15 protein-coding genes are annotated in these 19,520 nt (G+C 59.9%); 10 read left to right on the top strand and 5 right to left on the bottom strand.

Going from position 1 to position 19,520, the window contains the following annotated elements; translation table 11 throughout:
- The first annotated feature begins 107 nt into the window (after positions 1 to 107).
- The 6 genes from betA (at position 108) to AB7M26_RS07715 (ending at position 9,256) form a co-directional block, all read left to right on the top strand.
- Positions 108 to 1,811 (top strand): choline dehydrogenase, encoded by a 1,704-nt coding sequence (betA, locus tag AB7M26_RS07740; protein ID WP_123497239.1) that lies wholly within the window; start codon positions 108 to 110, stop codon positions 1,809 to 1,811.
- A gap of 293 nt (positions 1,812 to 2,104) precedes the next feature.
- Positions 2,105 to 3,547, top strand: coding sequence for a TldD/PmbA family protein (locus AB7M26_RS07735; RefSeq protein WP_123497237.1), 1,443 nt, complete (start codon positions 2,105 to 2,107; stop codon positions 3,545 to 3,547).
- Positions 3,547 to 4,884 (top strand): TldD/PmbA family protein, encoded by a 1,338-nt coding sequence (locus tag AB7M26_RS07730; protein WP_123497234.1) that lies wholly within the window; start codon positions 3,547 to 3,549, stop codon positions 4,882 to 4,884. The genes AB7M26_RS07735 and AB7M26_RS07730 overlap by 1 nt, the downstream gene beginning before the upstream one ends.
- Before the next feature lie 136 nt (positions 4,885 to 5,020).
- Positions 5,021 to 6,448, top strand: a complete 1,428-nt coding sequence (mdtD, locus tag AB7M26_RS07725) for a multidrug transporter subunit MdtD (RefSeq protein ID WP_123497232.1) — start codon at positions 5,021 to 5,023, stop codon at positions 6,446 to 6,448.
- A 144-nt stretch (positions 6,449 to 6,592) separates the two neighbouring features.
- The gene (gene dbpA / locus AB7M26_RS07720; RefSeq protein ID WP_238542572.1) at positions 6,593 to 7,930 is read left to right on the top strand and encodes an ATP-dependent RNA helicase DbpA; all 1,338 of its coding nucleotides are present in this window, start codon (positions 6,593 to 6,595) and stop codon (positions 7,928 to 7,930) included.
- A 147-nt stretch (positions 7,931 to 8,077) separates the two neighbouring features.
- Positions 8,078 to 9,256: a BaiN/RdsA family NAD(P)/FAD-dependent oxidoreductase gene (locus AB7M26_RS07715; RefSeq protein WP_123497230.1), complete on the top strand. Its 1,179-nt coding sequence runs from the start codon at positions 8,078 to 8,080 to the stop codon at positions 9,254 to 9,256.
- 45 nt (positions 9,257 to 9,301) lie between these two features.
- On the opposite strand, the gene AB7M26_RS07710 is transcribed toward AB7M26_RS07715, so the two are convergent.
- Positions 9,302 to 10,243 (bottom strand): IS110 family transposase, encoded by a 942-nt coding sequence (locus tag AB7M26_RS07710; RefSeq protein WP_123501455.1) that lies wholly within the window; start codon positions 10,241 to 10,243, stop codon positions 9,302 to 9,304.
- Between the two features lie 411 nt (positions 10,244 to 10,654).
- On the opposite strand from AB7M26_RS07710, the gene yccS reads away from it, so the two are divergent.
- Positions 10,655 to 12,838 (top strand): YccS family putative transporter, encoded by a 2,184-nt coding sequence (gene yccS, locus AB7M26_RS07705; protein WP_123500143.1) that lies wholly within the window; start codon positions 10,655 to 10,657, stop codon positions 12,836 to 12,838.
- Between the two features lie 129 nt (positions 12,839 to 12,967).
- Here yccS and AB7M26_RS07700 read toward each other — a convergent pair whose 3' ends face one another.
- Positions 12,968 to 13,705 (bottom strand): substrate-binding periplasmic protein, encoded by a 738-nt coding sequence (locus AB7M26_RS07700; RefSeq protein WP_123500145.1) that lies wholly within the window; start codon positions 13,703 to 13,705, stop codon positions 12,968 to 12,970.
- Positions 13,706 to 13,962: 257 nt separating this feature from the next.
- Here AB7M26_RS07700 and AB7M26_RS07695 point away from each other — a divergent pair, with 257 nt between their 5' ends.
- Positions 13,963 to 14,415: a GNAT family N-acetyltransferase gene (locus AB7M26_RS07695; protein WP_123500146.1), complete on the top strand. Its 453-nt coding sequence runs from the start codon at positions 13,963 to 13,965 to the stop codon at positions 14,413 to 14,415.
- Positions 14,416 to 14,538: 123 nt separating this feature from the next.
- Here the strand turns inward: AB7M26_RS07695 and AB7M26_RS07690 are convergent, their stop codons facing one another.
- The 3 genes from AB7M26_RS07690 to AB7M26_RS07680 are packed head-to-tail and all read right to left on the bottom strand — an operon-like array spanning position 14,539 to position 17,522.
- Positions 14,539 to 14,835, bottom strand: coding sequence for a winged helix-turn-helix domain-containing protein (locus AB7M26_RS07690; RefSeq protein ID WP_007894945.1), 297 nt, complete (start codon positions 14,833 to 14,835; stop codon positions 14,539 to 14,541).
- Between the two features lie 26 nt (positions 14,836 to 14,861).
- Complete coding sequence (locus AB7M26_RS07685; RefSeq protein WP_123500148.1) at positions 14,862 to 15,353, bottom strand: M48 metallopeptidase family protein; 492 nt, start codon at positions 15,351 to 15,353, stop codon at positions 14,862 to 14,864.
- A 45-nt stretch (positions 15,354 to 15,398) separates the two neighbouring features.
- On the bottom strand, positions 15,399 to 17,522 hold the full coding sequence (locus tag AB7M26_RS07680; RefSeq protein ID WP_123500150.1) for a putative bifunctional diguanylate cyclase/phosphodiesterase: 2,124 nt from the start codon (positions 17,520 to 17,522) through the stop codon (positions 15,399 to 15,401).
- Positions 17,523 to 17,837: 315 nt separating this feature from the next.
- On the opposite strand from AB7M26_RS07680, the gene AB7M26_RS07675 reads away from it, so the two are divergent.
- Both AB7M26_RS07675 and AB7M26_RS07670 read left to right on the top strand, forming a co-directional pair.
- The gene (locus AB7M26_RS07675; RefSeq protein ID WP_123500152.1) at positions 17,838 to 18,506 is read left to right on the top strand and encodes a polysaccharide lyase family 7 protein; all 669 of its coding nucleotides are present in this window, start codon (positions 17,838 to 17,840) and stop codon (positions 18,504 to 18,506) included.
- Between the two features lie 579 nt (positions 18,507 to 19,085).
- Positions 19,086 to 19,448 (top strand): DUF6124 family protein, encoded by a 363-nt coding sequence (locus tag AB7M26_RS07670; protein ID WP_123500154.1) that lies wholly within the window; start codon positions 19,086 to 19,088, stop codon positions 19,446 to 19,448.
- Positions 19,449 to 19,520: the final 72 nt, after the last annotated feature.

Raw genomic sequence — 19,520 nt, 5'->3', positions numbered from 1 at the left:
TCGTTCGCCAAATCTGCGGTGCCCCCTATCCCTGTGGGAGCGTGGCTTGCCCGCGATCGAGTGCGAAGCACTCGCCGACCTGACCAACTTCAAAGAGGGTGCATTCAATGTCCCAAGAATTCGATTACATCATCATCGGTGCCGGCTCGGCCGGTAACACCCTGGCGACCCGTCTGACTGAAGACGAAGGCGTCACTGTCCTGCTGCTCGAAGCGGGCGGCCCGGATTACCGTCTCGACTTCCGCACGCAAATGCCGGCCGCCCTGGCATTCCCGCTGCAAGGTCGCCGCTACAACTGGGCCTACGAAACCGATCCAGAGCCACACATGGACGGTCGCCGGATGGAATGCGGTCGCGGCAAGGGCCTGGGTGGTTCTTCGCTGATCAACGGCATGTGCTACATCCGTGGTAACGCCATGGACTACGACAACTGGTCGAAGCTGCCCGGTCTGGAAGACTGGACCTACCTCGACTGCCTGCCGTATTTCCGCAAGGCGGAAACCCGTGACATCGGCCCGAACGACTACCACGGTGGCGACGGTCCGGTCAGCGTGACCACACCGAAAGCCGGCAACAACCCGCTGTTCCACGCGATGGTTGAAGCTGGCGTACAAGCCGGTTACCCGCGCACCGAAGACCTGAACGGCTACCAGCAAGAAGGTTTCGGCCCGATGGACCGCACCGTGACGCCGAACGGCCGTCGCGCCAGCACCGCGCGTGGTTACCTGGACGTCGCCAAGAAGCGCTCGACCCTGACCATCGTCACCCATGCCCTGACCGACAAGATCCTGTTCGAAGGCAAGCGTGCGGTCGGCGTGCGTTACCTGATCGGCGCCGCTGAAGAGCGCGTTGAAGCCCGCGCCCGCAAAGAAGTACTGCTATGCTCCGGCGCCATCGCTTCGCCGCAGATTCTGCAACGCTCCGGCGTCGGCCCGGCCGAACTGCTGAAGAAACTCGACATCCCGGTGGTCCACGACCTGCCGGGCGTTGGTGAAAACCTGCAGGATCACCTTGAGCTGTACCTGCAATACGCCTGCACCCAACCGGTCTCGCTGTACCCGTCGTTGTTGCTGCACAACCAGCCGGCCATCGGTGCCGAGTGGCTGTTCAACGGCACCGGCATCGGCGCCAGCAATCAGTTCGAGGCCGGTGGTTTCATCCGCACCCGTCCGGAATTCGATTGGCCGAACATTCAGTACCACTTCCTGCCGGTGGCGATTAACTACAACGGCAGTAACGGTGTGAAAGAACACGGCTTCCAGGCGCACATGGGCTCCATGCGTTCGCCAAGCCGTGGTCGCATCCAGGCCAAGTCCAAGGATCCGCGCGAGTACCCGAGCATCCTGTTCAACTACATGGCCACCGAGCAGGACTGGCAGGAATTTCGCGATGGCATCCGCCTGACCCGTGAAATCATGCAACAGCCTGCACTGGACGCCTTCCGTGGCCGCGAAATCAGCCCGGGCATCGAGGTGCAAACCGATGAGCAGCTGGACAAGTTCATCCGCGAACACGCCGAAACCGCGTTCCACCCGTCCTGCTCGTGCAAGATGGGCACCGACGAGATGGCCGTGGTCGATGGCGAAGGTCGTGTGCATGGCATGCAAGCCCTGCGCGTGGTCGATGCCTCGATCATGCCGATCATCACCACCGGCAACCTGAACGCACCAACGATCATGATGGCCGAGAAAATCGCTGACAAGATCCGCGGTCGCAAGCCGTTGCCGCGTAGCAACGCCGCTTACTACGTGGCCGGTGACGCACCGGTGCGTGGCAAGCCGTTGCGGGATGTGAGCCTGACTGCTCAGTAAGGCAGTTACATCGAGGCGCGCCTATCGCGGGCAAGTCGAATCGTCGCACCACCGCTCCCACAGGTTTCGGGTTGGATTGCAAATGTGTGATCCACCCAAGCCTGTGGGAGCGGGCTTGCCCGCGATAGAGCCCGACCAGACAACACATCTCGACCTGACACATCCTTGCAATCCCTCCCCACACCGCTGCGCCCTTGATCTACCCCCCGCCCAGGCCTAATCTAGCGCCACGCAAACGTTTCATCCCCTCGCAATACCGATACATCGCAACTCCATGCCAAGGAGGTTCCCGAATGTTCGATTTCCACCCCCAGCTCAAGCAGCGTTTTGCTGCCTTGCGCACGGGCGCTGAATTCTTTTCGTTGCGTTATGTGCGCGAGTCCGGCCAGTACCTGTCGGTGCGCAAGAACGTCGCCGAACCGCCAAGTCTGAGCCGTGATGAAGGCGTGATGCTGACCGTTCGGGTCAACGGCGTCGAAGCCTATGCCGCGACCAATGACCTGTCCCAATCCGGCCTTCAGGCCGCACTGGAGAAGGCCGAGCAACAAGCCCGTCGACTCAAACCTCACGCCCTGCTCGACCTGCGCGAGCAAGCCGCCTCCAGCGACCGCGCCGACTACTTATCACCCAATCTCGACCAGCCCTTCCCGTCCCTGAGCGATTGCTACCAGTTGCTCGGCGCCGAATCTGCCGCCGTGCCCAAGGACGAGCGATTGGTGAACTGGCAGGCGAGCATCGGCATCACCAACGTCGAGCAAATCTACCTCAACAGCGCCGGTGCCGAGTTGCGTCAGGCCCAGCGTTTCGTCTACCCGAGCATGGACGTCACCGCCTTCGACGGCAGCGACAGCCAGACCCGTAGCCTTGGCCGCGAGAACTTCGGCCAGCAGGGCGGCTTTGATGTGATCAGCCGTTGCGGCCTGATCGGTGCCGGCCCGAAAGTCGCCGATCAGGCGCTGCAATTGCTCCTGGCGCCGAACACCCCGCAAGGCCCGCGCGACTTGCTGCTGATGCCCGATCAAATGATGCTGCAGATCCACGAGTCCATCGGTCACCCGCTGGAACTGGACCGCATCCTGGGCGATGAGCGCAACTATGCCGGCACCAGTTTCGTCAAGGCAGAAGACTTCGGCAGCCTGCAATACGGCTCCGAACTGCTCAACGTGACGTTCGACCCGGACATCCCCGAGCAACTCGCCAGCTACGGCCATGACGACGACGGCAGCGCCGCCAGCAAGCAATTTCTGATTAAAGAAGGTTTGCTGCTGCGGCCATTGGGCGGTGCGCTGTCGCAATTTCGTGCCGGCATGGATGGCGTTGCCAACAGCCGCGCCTGCGGCTGGAACCGTCCGCCGATCGACCGCATGGCCAACCTCAACATCGAGCCCGGTGATCAGCCACTGGAACAGCTGATCGGCAACATCGAGCACGGCATTTTGATGAGCACCAACCGTTCGTGGTCCATCGACGATGCGCGCAACAAATTCCAGTTCGGTTGCGAATGGGGCCAGTTGATCGAAAACGGCGAACTCAAAGGTGTGGTGAAGAACCCGAACTACCGGGCGATTTCCGCACAATTCTGGAAAAGCCTCAGCGCTGTCGGCGATGCCAATACCGTCAAAGTGCTAGGCACGCCGAACTGCGGCAAGGGCGAACCGAACCAGGTGATCCGCGTCGGTCACGCGTCGCCGGCCTGTGTGTTCAGCAATGTGGATGTGTTTGGGGGAGATGCCTGATGAGTACTTTCAAGAGTCGGGCTGAGTCATTCAAGGACCTGGTCAATTGGCTGCGCGATGCACTGCGCACGCCGGAGCAATTCACCCTCAGCTACGCCGCCGAGTCGTCGGCTTTCGTGCGATTCAACCATGCCAAAGTCCGTCAAGCCGGGCAGGTGCAGCAGGCGAATGTCGGGTTCAAACTGATTAATGATGGTCGTCATGCCGATCTGAATATCACGCTGTCGGGCGACCACGAAGTTGATCTTCAGCGTCTGGCCGAAGGCCTGCAACAGTTGCGCGAAACCTTGCCACTGCTGCCTCAGGATCCATACCTGCTGCTTAACCAGAACGACTGGCAGAGCAACAACGTGCAGGAGCATCCGCTGCCGGACACCGAGCAAGTGGTCGCTGAAATCACTCAAGCTGCCGAAGGGCTGGATCTGGTCGGCTTCTATGCCGCCGGGCCGATCAGTCGTGGTTTCGCCAGCTCCTCGGGCGCGTTCGGCTGGCATCAGGCCAACAGCTTCAACTTCGATTTCAGCCTGTTTCATGAAAACGGTCAGGCGGTGAAGGCCAGCTATGCCGGGCACGACTGGAGCAGCGAAGGGTTTGCCAGGCGCTTCCAGCAGGCCCGCGAGCAATTGGCGTTTCTGGGTCGGCCATTGCGCACGCTGGCGCCCGGCGAATACCGCGCCTACCTGGCGCCGGCAGCGCTGGAAGAAATCATGGGCATGCTGAGCTGGGGCGGGTTTTCGGCCCAGGCGATTGCCAGCAAACAGAGCCCATTGCAGAAGTTCTACGCCAGCGAAGCCTGCTTCAGCCCCAACGTATGGTTGAGTGAGCAGGTCAGCGGTTCCTTGAGCCCGGCGTTTTCCGACGAAGGTTATCCCCGCGATGATCTGGGGTTGATCGCCAAAGGCATGGCCAATGCCCGACTGATCAATTCCCGCAGCGCCGCCGAATACGGCCTCGCTGCCAACGGCGCCAGCAGCCATGAATACCCGACGGCGCTGGTCATGAACGGCGGCGATCTGGAGCAGAAGGATATCCTCAAGCGCCTTGGCACCGGGCTCTATATCAGCAACCTGTGGTACCTGAACTACTCGGACCAACCGGCGGCGCGCCTGACCGGCATGACCCGGTTTGCGACTTTCTGGGTCGAGAACGGCGAGATTCAGGCACCGGTCAGCACCATGCGTTTCGATGACAGCGTCTACAGCCTGCTCGGTTCGCAGCTGGAAGCGTTGACCGAGGAGCGTGAATTGCTGCTGTCGGCCAGCACCTACAGTCAGCGGGCGACTGCTTCGGCACTGTTGCCGGGCGCGCTCGTCAGCCGATTGACCTTGACCCTGTAAACACAAAACCTGTGGGAGCGGGCTTGCCCGCGAAGAGGCCATCAGCTTCAACATCAATGTTGACTGACACATCGCCTTCGCGGGCAAGCCCGCTCCCACAGGTTTACGGTTACCAGACCACCCCACAAGAGGTCCCATGCCCAACCGCCCACCTCTCGACGCTGCCACCGCCCGCTGGGTACCGTGGGTTGTGGCCATTGCCTTCTTCATGCAGTCCCTCGACGGGACGATCCTCAACACCGCCCTCCCCGCCATGGCCCGGGATCTGGCCGAAGACCCGCTGCGCATGCAGGGCGTCATCATCGCCTACATGCTCACCGTCGCCTTACTGATCCCCGCCTCCGGCTGGATCGCCGATCGCTTCGGCACCCGGAAAATCTTCTTCGGCGCGATCCTCCTGTTCAGCTTCGGCTCTTTGCTCTGCGCCTTGTCCAGCACCCTGAGCATGCTCATCGGCGCCCGGGTGATTCAGGGCCTCGGTGGCGCGTTAATGTTGCCGGTCGGTCGATTGGTGGTGCTGCGTGCCTATCCGCGCTCGGAGCTGGTGCGGATCATGGGGTTCATCACCATTCCCGGCCTGCTCGGCCCGCTGATCGGCCCGACCATGGGTGGCTGGATGGTGCAATACCTGACCTGGCACTGGATCTTCCTGATCAACCTGCCGGTAGGTGTCCTCGGTTGCTACGCGGTGTGGAAATTCATCCCTGACCTGCGCGGCAGTGAACGCACCCGCTTCGATAGCCTGGGCTTTTTGCTGTTTGGTGCGGCGATGGTGCTGATCACCATTGCCATGGAGGGCCTCGGCGAACTGCACCTGCCGCACTTGCGGGTGATGTTGCTGCTGTTTGGCGGCATGGCGTGTCTGGCGGCGTATTGGCTGCGGGCCGGGCACATCGACAATCCGCTGTTTGCGCCCTCGCTGTTCAAGACCCGGACCTTCGCCGTGGGCATCCTCGGCAACTTGTTCGCTCGCCTCGGCAGCGGCGCATTGCCGTTCCTGGTGCCGTTATTGCTGCAAGTGGCGCTGGGTTATTCGCCGTCTCAGGCCGGGATGAGCATGCTTCCCCTGGCGGCGGCCGCGATGGTCGCCAAGTCGGTGGCGCGGCCGCTGATCGAACGCTTCGGCTATCGCACCGTGCTGACCGGCAACACACTGGCGCTGGGAATCATGCTGGCCAGCATGGGCCTGGTCAGCGAGCAGACGCCGTATTGGCTGCTGCTGGCTCAGTTGGCAGTTCTGGGGGCGATCAACTCCTTGCAGTTCACCGCAATGAACACTGTCACCCTGATCGACCTCGACGACGCCAGCGCCAGCAGCGGCAACAGTTTGCTGTCGGTGGTCGCGCAATTGTCCCTGAGCCTCGGTGTGGCCTGCGCCGGCGCCCTGCTCGGCGGCTTCACGGCGGAGATCGGCAATGACGGCGTGGACACGGTTCTGGGCGCGTTCCAGCTGACGTTTGTGACGGTTGGAATCATGGCGATGCTGGCTGCAACCATCTTCTCGCAGCTTTCACCCAAGGATGGCCGACGGATGGTCAGCCGCGAGCACGATATCGAGCACTGACCCTCGGCAGCTGCTACGACTTCTCGTCCGGAAACTTCGGGCGAATGGCCATGGGACTGATACACTGCGCGACATTTTGTTTTGCAGGCCAGTCCCGTGACCACCATCGCCACCGCTTTTAATACTTTGCCGCTGTCCGCCGCCATGCTGGCTAACCTCGACTCCCTCGGTTATGCCCAGATGACGCCGATCCAGGCGCAAAGCTTGCCGGTGATCCTCAAGGGGATGGACCTGATCGCCCAGGCCAAGACCGGCAGCGGCAAGACCGCCGCCTTCGGTATCGGCCTGCTGAACCCGATCAATCCGCGCTTCTTCGGTTGCCAGGCGCTGGTCATTTGCCCGACTCGCGAACTGGCTGACCAGGTCGCCAAGGAAATCCGTCGTCTGGCCCGCGCCGAAGACAACATCAAGGTCCTGACCCTGTGTGGCGGCGTGTCCTTCGGCCCGCAGATCGGCTCGCTGGAGCACGGCGCGCACATCATCGTCGGCACCCCGGGGCGTATCCAGCAGCACCTGCGCAAGGGCTCGCTGGTGCTCCATGGCCTGAACACGCTGATCCTCGACGAAGCCGACCGCATGCTCGACATGGGTTTCTATGATTCCATCGAAGAAATCATTGCCCAGACCCCGGAGCGCCGCCAGACCCTGCTGTTCTCCGCCACGTACCCGGTGGGCATCAAGCAACTGGCGTCGAAATTCATGCGCACCCCTCAGATCGTGAAGGCCGAGGCGTTCCACGACGATACGCAGATCGAGCAGCGTTTCTACGAGATCTCCCCGGAAGAACGTATGGACGCGGTGGTCAAAGTCCTCGCGCATTTCCGTCCGGCGTCCTGCGTGGCCTTCTGCTTCACCAAGCAGCAGGTTCAGGAAACCGTTGATCACCTGACCTCCAAAGGCATCTCCGCCGTCGGTCTGCAGGGTGATCTGGAACAGCGTGACCGCGATCAGGTATTGGCCATGTTCGCCAACCGCAGTACTTCGGTACTGGTTGCCACCGACGTCGCCGCGCGTGGCCTGGACATCGATATGCTGGACATGGTGATCAACGTCGAACTGGCCCGTGACTCGGAAATCCACATTCACCGTGTCGGCCGTACCGGCCGTGCGGGCGAGAAAGGCATCGCGATCAGCCTGGTTGCCCCGTCCGAAGCCCACCGCGCCCAAGCCATCGAGCAACTGCAGAAGTCGCCGTTGAGCTGGGATCAGCTGAGCAACCTCAAATCCCAGGGCGGCGCACCGCTGCTGCCGGTGATGAGCACGCTGTGCATCGGCGCTGGCCGTAAAGACAAAGTGCGTCCGGGCGACATTCTCGGTGCACTGACCGGCGACGCCGGCATCCCGGGTGCCCAGGTCGGCAAGATTGCGATTTTCGACTTCCAGGCCTATGTGGCCGTGGAACGCGGGATTGCCAAGCAAGCCTTGCAGCGCCTGAACGACGGTAAAATCAAAGGCCGTTCGCTGCGCGTGCGCATTTTGTAAGAACACTGCGTATCCCTGTGGGAGCCGGGCTTGCCCACGATGATATCGACTCGGTCTGACTGACAGACCGAGGTGATGCCATCGCAGGCAAGCCAGCTCCCACATTTGATTGCATTCCAGATCAGCTCTTGTGAGAGGGACACCGTTTTGCGCTCTACCGAAGTCGTGATCATTGGCGCTGGCGCCGCAGGGTTGATGTGTGCGCTGACCGCCGCCGGGCGCGGGCGCAAAGTGATGTTGCTCGATCATGCGAACAAGGCCGGCAAGAAAATCCTCATGTCGGGCGGTGGCCGCTGCAATTTCACCAACATGTACACCGAACCGGGCAATTTTCTCTCGCAGAACGAGCACTTCTGCAAATCCGCGCTGGCGCGCTACACCCAGTGGGATTTCATCGGTCTGGTGGCCAAACATGGCGTGCCGTACCACGAGAAGAAACTCGGCCAGTTGTTCTGCGATAACAAATCCAGCGACATCCTCGAAATGCTGCTCGAGGAATGTGATCAGGTCGGCGTCAGCCTGCACCTGGACACCTCGATTCAGACCATCGAGAAGCTGGAAAGCGGTTATCTGCTGGATACCACGCTGGGCCAGGTCACGTGTGAATCCCTGGTGATCGCCACTGGTGGCTTGTCGATTCCGACCCTCGGTGCCACCGGTTTCGGCTATCAAGTGGCCAAGCAGTTCGGTCACGACTTGCTGCCGACCCGCGCCGGCCTCGTGCCATTCACCATCACCGATCAGCTCAAGGCGCTTTGCACCGAGCTGTCCGGTACGTCGGTGGATTGCCTGGTGAGCTGCAACGACCAGAGTTTCCGCGAAAACATCCTGTTCACTCACCGCGGCCTCAGCGGGCCGGCGATCTTGCAGATTTCGTCGTTCTGGGAATCCGGCGACACGGTGGAAATCAACCTGATGCCGGATCACGACGTGCCGACCTGGCTGCAACAGCAGCAGGCCGAACGTCCCAACAGCGAGTTGAAAACCCTGCTCGGGGAAATCTTCACCAAGAAGATGGCCAACCTGTTGGCGGACAACTGGTTCGTTTCCAAACCGATGAAGCAGTACACCCATGCAGAGCTGGCGGACATCGCTGAGAAACTGGCGAGCTGGAAAGTCGTGCCGGCCGGCACTGAAGGCTACCGCACTGCCGAAGTGACCCTGGGCGGCGTCGACACTCGCGAGGTGTCGTCCAAGACCATGGAATCGCTGAAAAGCCCGGGGCTGTATTTCATTGGTGAAGTGCTCGATGTCACCGGGCATCTGGGTGGCTTCAATTTCCAGTGGGCCTGGGCTTCAGGCTACGCCGCCGCGCAATTCGTCTGATCCAACCAATAACCTGTGGGAGATTCTATGGTTGAGGGGAAGCCCTCAACCGGCTTTGGGTTGATATTCGCTCTGTCCTTTCAGCAGGGCGAATACGACCCGAGCCAGCTTGCGAGCCAGCATTACCAGCGCCTGAGTGGTGCTGAAACCCCGCGTTCTTTGTTCTTCGTAATACCCTTTCCAGGCTTTCGTACGGCTAGCCGACATCGCTGCATTGTGCAGAAGCCGGCGGGCCTCGGGGTCGCCGCGCTTGGTCAAACTGCGGCGAGCGTCCTTCTGTCCTGATTTCGCCACCCGTAAATCCATGCCCAGGAAGGCGATAAATGCATCCGCGTTTCTAAAATCTCCTCGCTGAAATGCAGTTATCAAGCGGGCCCCAGTCAAAAATCCAATACCCTCAACTTTCAGGCAGCGCTTCAATTGACCGAGCAAACCAGCTTCTTTGAGCTGATCGTTGATCGTCTTTTCGATCAGCGTCTCAAGCTGCTGCATGGACTTCACTTGCTCGGCAAAAGCCGCCTTGAGCAGCGGTTCATTCGACCAGCTCTGCACCAGGCCGACCCTGGCCTGGACCAAGGCTGCGCGACGGCGGAAAAGGCTCAGGAGCTGGCGGTACAGCGGTGAGGGCGGGGTCCAAGGACGCAACTCCTCGGCTTCGTTCTTCAGGTAACGAGCCAGCAGCTTGGCATCCAGGGCGTCGGTTTTGGCACGGATCTTCACGCCTTCGCGATAATGTTTGAGTTCATAGCCTCCCACCATGTAAATCGTGCAACCGGCCTCATAGGCCAGATCAGCGAAGTCCAGGTGGTAAATGTTGGTCGCCTCAATGGCAATAGCCACCGTCCCCGACAACGCCTTCAGCCACTGCTTGATGGATGTTCTGGTGTTGGGAATCTCTTCAAGAAAATCACCATCAGACTGATAAATCACCAGTTCATTCTTGGCGACATCCACACCTACGATCGGTTTTGATAGAGAGACCGGCATTGCCACAGGATTTCCTCCGGGATAAGGTTTGAGCACTTGAAGGGCTCACCCAGAGGCGCAGGCTTGTTCCTATCGTCGGTCTAGCCAGATGCATTCTTTATCGGCGCTTGGGTGAAAGGAGGAGGGGCGAAATCTCCCACGGTCTGTACTGCGTCAACAGTCAGAATCGAGCCTTGTCCCTCCTCCTCCCTTCAAGTCCTACCATACAAGCGAGCCTGCTCGCGATAGCGGTCTGACAGTCGACATAAATGTTGAATGTACCGGCCTCATCGCGAGCAGGCTCGCTCCCACATTCGTTATGCGTTGATCTTTAAAGGAACAGATTTTGCTGTCAGATGTGATCGGCGCCATTGCGTCGGCGTCATTAGTGGCTCAATTTAGCGTCATTGCCTCGGAAGGCCTTCGCACTTCATGTCATCGACCACATTTCGGCAGTCTCTGCGCCGCCTCTGGGCGCTGGATAAATTCAGTTACAGCGTGCGGGTATTCATCGCCCTGACCGGCAGCATGGCGCTGTGTTGGTATCAGGATGAAATGGGACTGCTGATCCCGTTGTTCTTGGGGATCATCGCCAGCGCCCTGGCCGAGACCGACGACAGTTGGCAGGGTCGCCTCAATGCGCTCGCAGTGACGCTGGTGTGTTTCATGGTCGCGGCCCTGTCCGTCGAACTGCTCTTCCCCTACCCCGTCCTTTTTATCATCGCCTTTGCCCTGGCCAGCTTCTGCCTGACCATGCTCGGCGCGCTGGGCGAACGTTATGGCGCGATTGCTTCGGCAACGTTGATTCTGTCGGTCTACACCATGATCGGCGTGGACCAGCGCGGTGGCGCGGTCACTGATTTCTGGCACGAACCGGTGCTGCTGGTGGCCGGTGCGGCCTGGTACGGCTTGCTCTCGGTGCTGTGGCAGGCGCTGTTTTCCAACCAGCCGGTGCAGCAAAGCCTGGCGCGGTTGTTCCGTGAACTGGGTTATTACCTGAAGCTGAAATCGTCGCTGTTCGAACCGATCCGGCAGATGGACGTGCAAGCGCAGCGCCTGGAACTGGCCCAACAGAATGGTCGGGTGGTGGCAGCCCTGAACGCCGCCAAGGAAATCATTCTGCATCGCGTCGGCGACGGTCGGCCGGGGGTGAAAGTCAGCCGTTATCTGAAGCTGTACTTCCTCGCCCAGGACATCCACGAGCGCGCCAGTTCCTCGCACTACCCCTATAACGCGCTGGCCGAAGCGTTCTTCCACAGCGACGTGCTGTTCCGCTGTCAGCGCCTGCTGCGCCAGCAAGGCAAGGCTTGCCGCGCACTGGCCGAATCGATCCAGATGCGCCAGCCGTTCACCTATGACGCAAGCTTCGCCGAGGCCCTGAACGACCTGCATGCCTCCCTCGAACACCTGCGTATCCAGAGCAATCCGGCCTGGCGCGGTCTGCTGCGTTCGTTGCGAGCGCTGGCCGCCAACCTCGGCACACTCGACCGTTTGCTCAGCGACGCCAGCAATCCCGATGCGCTCGCAGACGCCACCGACAGCAGCTTGCTCGACCGTTCGCCACGCAGCCTCAAGGATGTCTGGGTACGTTTGCGCACGCAGCTGACGCCGACGTCCTTGCTGTTCCGCCATGCCCTGCGCCTGCCCTTGGCATTGAGCATCGGCTACGGCATGGTGCATTTGATCCACCCGTCGCAAGGTTACTGGATCATCCTCACCACGCTGTTTGTCTGTCAGCCAAACTACGGCGCCACCCGGCGCAAACTCGGGCAGCGGATCATCGGCACCGCCATCGGCCTGACCGTGGCCTGGGCGCTATTCGATCTGTTCCCGAACCCGTTGATCCAGTCGAGCTTCGCGATCGTTGCCGGGGTAGTGTTCTTTACCAATCGCACCACCCGCTACACCTTGGCGACTGCCGCGATCACGCTCATGGTGCTGTTCTGTTTCAACCAGGTGGGCGATGGTTATGGGCTGCTTCTGCCGCGACTGTTCGATACCTTGCTCGGCAGTCTGATCGCCGGGCTGGCGGTATTCCTGTTCCTGCCGGACTGGCAGGGTCGACGCCTGAACAAAGTGCTGGCCAACACCCTCACCTGCAACAGCATTTACCTGCGCCAGATCATGCAGCAATACGCCGCCGGCAAAAGCGACGACCTGGCTTATCGCCTGGCCCGGCGCAACGCGCACAACGCCGACGCCGCATTGTCGACGACGCTGGCCAATATGCTGATGGAGCCGGGGCACTTTCGTAAGGAAGCGGACGTCGGGTTTCGTTTCCTGGTGCTGTCGCACACCTTGCTCAGCTATTTGTCGGGGCTGGGGGCACACCGCGAAACCCAATTACCCACGGAGGTGCGCGAGCATTTGATCGACGGCGCCGGCGTGAGCCTGGCTGCCAGCCTCGACGAAATCGCCCAAGGACTGGCGAGCAAACAGCCGATTGCGATTCAGAGTGATGAGGAAGAAGCGCTGGCCAATGGGCTGGAACAAATGCCGGATGAGATCGACGAAGGGCAGCGGTTGGTGCAGACGCAACTGGCGTTGATCTGCCGGCAGCTGGGGCCGTTGCGGACGTTGGCGGCGCATCTCATCAAGGAAACCGGCGAGACTTGAGCGCCATAGTCACTGGCCTTACGTCATCGCGGGCAAGCCACGCTCCCACAGGTTTGTGCAAGTCCTGTGGGAGCCGGGCTTGCCCGCGATGAGGCCAGCAGCGTCAACACAAACACCGAATCAAACCCATTACATCCCATGCTGCTTGAGCAACTTCTCATAACTCCCATCAGCCTTCATCGCCGCAATCTCACGGTCGAAACCGGCAACGATCTGTTCATGCTGCGGGTTCTTCAGGCTCACCAGAATATGCAGGCTGTTCTCGCTCAATGGCTTGGGCAAAAACTCCACGGAATTGCGTACTTTGGATGACTCGCGGGCGAGGTAATACCGGGCGACAAACTCGTCTTCCAGAGTCAGCTTGACCCGGTCGGCCGCGACCATGCGCACGGCCATGGCGAAGCTATGCACGGGTACTTTCTGCAGCGACACATCGTCGTCGAATGCTTGCGAATAGGCATAACCGCGTACGACCGCTATCGGGAAAGTGTGCAGTTGTTGCAGGTTGTTGAATTCGATCGGCGTGTCTTTGCGCTTGAGAAAGCGCACGCGATTGAGCAGGTACTCGCCGGAAAACTGCCCCAGCTTCGTGCGCTCATCGGTGTACCAGGCGTTGACCAGCACGTCGTAACGCCCCTCGCCTATCCCAAACAAGGCTCGCGCCCACGGCACCTGTTCGAAATCACTGCCATAACCGGCCCGGGCCAGCGCGGTGCTAACGATGTCCGTGGCCAGTCCGCCATTGACCAGCGTGGCGTCGGTAAAGGGTGGCCAGGCATCGGCTACCAGGCGCAGCTTTTGCGCTGCCGCACTCTGTGTCAGCAACAGCAATCCAATCAAAGCAAACGCTCGATGCAATCGCGGCATGCCAGAAAATCCTTAGCGGGCGGGTTGCCCGACGTGTTTTCAGCCAAAACTCCAAGGCCCCTTTAGCGGCGAAACCCAGGTCCTAACATTAGCTTATCGACGACATTGCACAGCGCTGCATCGCAGATTACACAAAGAAGACAATCTCGCGAGAAATGAATGATGGCATTTTGGCCTTTGTCACAGATTTCTTTGCCATAAAGACATCCCGCCTCAGGACGCTTAGTATCGGAGCACGTTGTTCAAGGAATCTGAAGATGACAATCGATTGGGTCTGCAAGCACCACAGCGATCTGGGTAAAGAGCAGCTTTATGCCATTTTGCAGCTGCGCGCCGCGGTGTTCATCGTCGAGCAGAAATGCCTTTATCAGGACATCGACGGCCAGGATCTGGAAGGTGACACTTGCCATCTGATGGGCTGGGACGGGGATCGTCTGGTGGCTTACCTGCGCTTGCTCGACCCGGAGTTACAGGGCGGCGACGTGGTGATTGGCCGAGTGATCACTGCTCCCGCTGCACGCGGCACCGGGCTTGGGCATGAGTTGATGAGCCAGGCGTTGAAACAGGCCGCCAAACGCTGGCCCGAAGTGCCGGTCTACCTCTCGGCCCAGGCGCATTTGCAGGGGTATTACGGGCGGTACGGGTTTGTGGTGGTGGGTGAGGAATACCTGGAGGATGACATTCCGCATATCGGGATGCGTCGTTCCTGAGGGCCTCTTCGCGGGCAAGCTCGCTCCCACAGTGATCGCGAGTGGATCACACATTTGCAATCCACCCCGGACCCTGTGGGAGCGGGCTTGCCCGCGATGGCGTCAGCACCGACGCCGCAATACTCAGGGATACTCAAGCACCGCTTTAATCTGCCGCAGATTGCGCTCGATCCACCCCCGATCAATCGCCCCCCACTCGCGAATCCGATAGCGCCCCGCATGGTTGCGCGCGCCTTCTTCCTGCTCGAATTCACAAACGATATCCAGATCCGCCAATGCCGCGATGGTGTCCTGGGCCGTGCGCCGGGGCATGCCAGTGACTTCGGTCAACGCCGGGACGCTGCTGGCCAGCCCGCTGTCGATCAGGTACGCCACGTACAACCGGCGGTAGAAGCTGCTTTTGGTCTTGCTCACGTCCATCCATGCGCTCCTTATTGGAAGATCTTCTATTGCATATCCCGCCACGTCAGGTACACCCGCAAATCGAACTCCACCTGGTGATACCCCGGCAACATGTGTTCGCACAGCTTGTAGAACGCCTTGTTGTGATCCGACTCTTTGAAATGCGCCAACTCATGCACTACGATCATTTTCAGAAACTCGGAGGGCGCGTCCTTGAACAACGATGCCACGCGAATTTCTTTCTTGGTCTTGAGCTTGCCGCCCTGTACCCGGGAGATCGCGGTATGCAGGCCGAGCGCGCGGTGGGTCAGGTCCAGACGGTTGTCGAATAACACCTTGTCGATCGCCGGGGCATTACGCAGGTATTCCTGCTTGAGGTCCAGGGCATAGGTGTACAGCGCCTTGTCGCTCTGCACCCCGTGCTTTTGCGGATATCGCTGGCTCAGGTAGTCGCCCAGCCGACCTTCGGCGATCAGCTGTCGCACCTGGTCCTGCAACGTAGCGGGATAGGCCTGGAGGTATTTCAACGCGGTCATTGGGGCGGCAACACGAGTCACGAAAAGGCCGCCAGTGTAACGAATTCAACTCGTCAGCGCGCTCCAGTCGAACGGCTCGACAAAGTGACGGGTGTCCTCGGACATCAACGGTCGCGCGACCAGAAACCCCTGCACATACTGGCAACCGTTGGCTTGCAGCCATTCATATTGCGCCACCGTCTCCACCCCTTCAGCGATCACTAGCAGACCAAACTGTTTGCACAAATCGATGACACTGCGAGCCAGCGCCGCATCCCGTTCGGACCCCGGCAACCGGGCGATCAAATGCCGGTCGAGTTTGAGCGTGTCCAGTTCCAGGTCTCGCAGGTGCGCCAGCGAACAAGCCCCGGAGCCAAAGTCATCCAGCGCCACCCGCACTCCCAAATTGCGCAGCAAACGCAGCTGCTTGCGGGTTTCGTCGGGGTTAAGCATCAAGGCCTCCTCCGTGACCTCGACCTCCAGCTGCCGCGGTTTCAAACCATGGCGGTCCAGCACCTGACGCAGCTCGGTGACCAGGTTGGGCAAACCGAATTGCGTGCTGCTCAAACTGACGCCCAGCACCAGATCTTCGGCAAACAAGGTTTCCCAGGCTTTCCGCTGTTTGGCCCCACGATGGTAAATCCAGCTGCCCAGGCGACTGATCAACCGCGCCTCTTCCAGCAACGGCAAAAACAGCCCCGGCGGTACATCGCCAACACTCGGATGCTGCCAGCGCAGCAACGCCTCGAACCCGCGAATCTGCCCGTCGGCAATGGCCACCTGAGGCTGATACACCAGGTTGAAATCACGGTTTTCGATGGCCGTGCGCACGCTCTCTTCGAGCATCAGCCGCGAGCGCGCCCGGCCATTCATTTCGTGATCGTAGAAGCGATATTGCTGACGCCCCGCGCGTTTGGCTTCGTACATGGCAATGTCGGACGCCCGCATTAACCCGTCGAGATTAGCCCCACAATCGGGATAAGTGGCGATGCCGATACTGGCGCCCAAGGCGATGTCCATGCCTTCGATCTGCTGACAGATCGACACCCGCTCGATGAGCTTCTCGGCAATCTTCGCCGCGTGCTCGGGGAGCTCAAGATCCAGCAGCGCGGTGAACTCATCGCCACCCATCCGCGCCAGAATATCGAAGGGCCGCAGACACGCCTTCAGCTGCTCGGACACCCATCGCAGCACCCGGTCGCCCGCATCGTGGCCGAGGGAATCATTGACCCGCTTGAAGCCGTCGAGGTCCAGGTACAACAGCACCCACGTGCTGTCGGAGCGTTCGCCGCGCAGCAGCAGGTTTTCAACGGTCTGATAGAAACCCCGGCGATTGAGCAGCCCGGTCAGTGGATCGGTCACCGCTTGAAACTCCAGCTGCTGATGCAGATGGTGCACCACCGACATGTCCAGCACCGTCACTACCATGGCATGTTGTTCGGTGGGCAAAGGCGCGCAGGACAACGCCACCGGCACTTGCTGGCCAGGCGCGGTACGCAGCAACGCATCGTGCAGGCGCAGGGTTTCACCGCGCTTGTAGCCGGCAAACAATTCGGAGTCGGCCCAGATCGGGATGTGCGGTTTTTGCAGGAAATCCAGAAACTCCTTGCCTTGAAGCTCATGCACCGTGGCATTGAGCAAGCGGGACATCGCCGGATTGGCAAAGCGAATGAGCCCATCCTCCCCCACCACCAGAATGCCTTCGGCGGCGTTATCCAGCACCGAGGCATTGAAGGCACGGGCGACTTCCAGGTCATGGGTCAACTGCTGCAAGGCACGGCGATTACGCTGATGCTCGAGCAGGGCCTGGACTTTGGGTTTGAGAATTTGCGGGTCGAACGGTTTGAACAGGTAATCCACCGCGCCACTGGCGTAGCCCTTGATCACGGCGTCCTGGGATTGTTCGTTGGCGGTAAGGAAAATGATCGGCGTGAGGCGGGTTCGCTGACTGCCACGCATCAGGCGCGCCACTTCGAAACCGTCCATACCCGGCATCTGCACGTCCAGCAGTACCAGGTCGACATCGTGTTCGAGCAACAGGCTGAGCGCTTCAAACCCGGAAGCCGCGGTGATGACCTGCCAGTCCTGGCGCTGTAACAACGCGCGCATGCTGATCAGGTTTTCGGGGTAATCATCAACAATTAAAAGGATTGAGCTGCCTTCAGCTGGCATAGGTTGTGCGCATTCCATGCTGCATCTCTTGTTCGGGACCTCAGGCCGGCCTCTTGTGAAAACCGGACACATAATGCGACTTCACTCTAGACCTGGATCCACAAAAGCAGAAGCTACCGGTGTGCCATCACTTCAGTAAGTTTCATATAGCCGACTAACGGTCAGTCCTACAGCCCCCGTAAACCGGGAAAGATGGCATTTCGACAGGATGTTGACGTCAACCATCTGCCAAACGGGCATTAACAAACAACCGTTCTACGCTTATAAAGACAGCCCGAAGGCGCGGGCTAGAGCTTCTGGCACGTGCGTACAGAACAAAGTGGAAGCTTGAATATGATCGATCTCGCAACCTGGAACCTCAGCGTTCCTGTCGGCAGTCCGCCGTACACCGTTGAAACAACCAAACTGGTGGACGGCTTCAAGGATCAGTACTTCCACTCCGACACCGGCACCTTGTTTTTCTGGGCCCCGGTAACCGGCACCCGCACTGAAAACGCGATTTACCCCCGTACCGAACTGCGCGAAACCTACAGCAATGGCACGCTGAAAAACTGGTACTACCCCGACGCGGACAACTTTCTGCGGGCGACCCTTACGATCAGCAAGGTACCCAGCACGGGCAAGATCGTCATTGGCCAGATCCACGCCTACAAAAGCCAAAAGCCGATGGTAAAACTCGAATATCAATATAAAGACTACAGCGAGACCGGAAACATCGTCGCCAAAGTCCGCATGCACCCCGACGACGACACCGCCCGGGTCATCACCATCGCCACAGGCATAAAACTCGATCGGGAATTTTCCTACCTCATCCACCTCAGCCCCGGCGGCGCATTGGGCATCAGTGCGGCGGGCTACCAGTGGGACACCGACATCAGCGCGATGTGGCGTGATAAACCGCTGTACTTCAAGGCCGGCGTCTACGTGCAGGACAACACCGGGTACACCAGCGAAGGCGGGGAAGTGACATTCAGCAAGCTGGATATCGATCACGACACCTGAGGCGACTCGATCTCCTGTAGGTGCTGCCGAGGGCTGCGATCTTTTGATCTTCAGCTCCGAAAACCTCGCAGGAATCCACCCATTGTGGCGAGGGAGCTTGCTCCCGTCGGGCTGCGCAGCAGTCCCTCTTTTGGGGGGGCCGCTTCGCGCCCCAGCGGGAGCAAGCTCCCTCGCCACAGATTCTTTATGTCCAACTCCATCTCTTCACTGACCGGCATCTGGCCCCACTTAAACGCCCACGTTTAAAGACACTCAGCGTTACTTCATGAAGCCTACAACGGCTTGCGTCACCGCCTACAGGTACGCCAGAATCCGCCGGCTTGTGCGCCTTGAAGCCCACCGGTAACTTGATTCGCGTCACTGATTTCCAGTGATCGGGTTTAGTAGCCCGTGGTTTCGAGCTTGGTGCACAAGCATCTGTCAGTCAGGGATTTCGATTCCTGCGCTTGATGGTAACTGTGCGCAGGGCACCTTCGGGTGCGCCGGCCTGCTCGAAACCCCGGTCTACTAACCTGCGTACAGTTGCCTCCACTTTGATTAGTAGCCAAAGAGGGGGCACTCCAATCAGGTTTCGAGCAAATGACCAAATCAACGCCGCATCCGCCGGTCACCGACCCGGCATCCCCCTACGAATCACTCGACTCAAAAAAATTCCACGAAGCCGCCGAGCGCGCCCTCGACCATTACCTCAACCCGGCCGCCAACATCATGGCCACCACCAACGAACCCGAGCCCATGTACTTGGCCAATCCGAAGTACAACACCGAATCCCTGCTGGCCAACGCCAGCGAAACATTGGGTTCGGCTACCACCATGCTCAACAATTTCGCGGCGCTGCTGGAGACCTCCCATCGCAAGACCCTGCTGGGCATCGCCCAAGTGGTCATGCTCGGCGAACTGGCGGTGAACCAGGCGTTGGACCACGTCGAATTGAAGGAGTAATCGCGTCTCGGCTGATGCGAACAACTTGCCCCCAATAAAAACCCGCCTCTCGGCGGGTTTTTATCAATGCAG

The sequence above is a fragment of the Pseudomonas sp. F-14 TE3482 genome, from assembly GCF_053629455.1.
The sequence above is the reverse complement of the archived record's forward strand: the minus strand, read 5'-3'. Positions and strand labels throughout refer to the sequence as shown.

Excerpts from the sequence above, each read along its gene's own strand:
- AB7M26_RS07690 (WP_007894945.1), bottom strand. The coding sequence starts at position 14,835 with ATGGACGTGAGCAAGACCAAAAGCAGCTTCTACCGCCGGTTGTACGTG.
- AB7M26_RS07695 (WP_123500146.1), top strand. The coding sequence starts at position 13,963 with ATGACAATCGATTGGGTCTGCAAGCACCACAGCGATCTGGGTAAAGAG.
- AB7M26_RS07735 (WP_123497237.1), top strand. The coding sequence starts at position 2,105 with ATGTTCGATTTCCACCCCCAGCTCAAGCAGCGTTTTGCTGCCTTGCGC.
- AB7M26_RS07710 (WP_123501455.1), bottom strand. The coding sequence starts at position 10,243 with ATGCCGGTCTCTCTATCAAAACCGATCGTAGGTGTGGATGTCGCCAAG.
- AB7M26_RS07685 (WP_123500148.1), bottom strand. The coding sequence starts at position 15,353 with ATGACCGCGTTGAAATACCTCCAGGCCTATCCCGCTACGTTGCAGGAC.
- AB7M26_RS07730 (WP_123497234.1), top strand. The coding sequence starts at position 3,547 with ATGAGTACTTTCAAGAGTCGGGCTGAGTCATTCAAGGACCTGGTCAAT.
- AB7M26_RS07680 (WP_123500150.1), bottom strand. The coding sequence starts at position 17,522 with ATGGAATGCGCACAACCTATGCCAGCTGAAGGCAGCTCAATCCTTTTA.
- AB7M26_RS07675 (WP_123500152.1), top strand. The coding sequence starts at position 17,838 with ATGATCGATCTCGCAACCTGGAACCTCAGCGTTCCTGTCGGCAGTCCG.
- AB7M26_RS07670 (WP_123500154.1), top strand. The coding sequence starts at position 19,086 with ATGACCAAATCAACGCCGCATCCGCCGGTCACCGACCCGGCATCCCCC.
- yccS (WP_123500143.1), top strand. The coding sequence starts at position 10,655 with ATGTCATCGACCACATTTCGGCAGTCTCTGCGCCGCCTCTGGGCGCTG.
- mdtD (WP_123497232.1), top strand. The coding sequence starts at position 5,021 with ATGCCCAACCGCCCACCTCTCGACGCTGCCACCGCCCGCTGGGTACCG.
- AB7M26_RS07700 (WP_123500145.1), bottom strand. The coding sequence starts at position 13,705 with ATGCCGCGATTGCATCGAGCGTTTGCTTTGATTGGATTGCTGTTGCTG.
- betA (WP_123497239.1), top strand. The coding sequence starts at position 108 with ATGTCCCAAGAATTCGATTACATCATCATCGGTGCCGGCTCGGCCGGT.
- dbpA (WP_238542572.1), top strand. The coding sequence starts at position 6,593 with ATGCTGGCTAACCTCGACTCCCTCGGTTATGCCCAGATGACGCCGATC.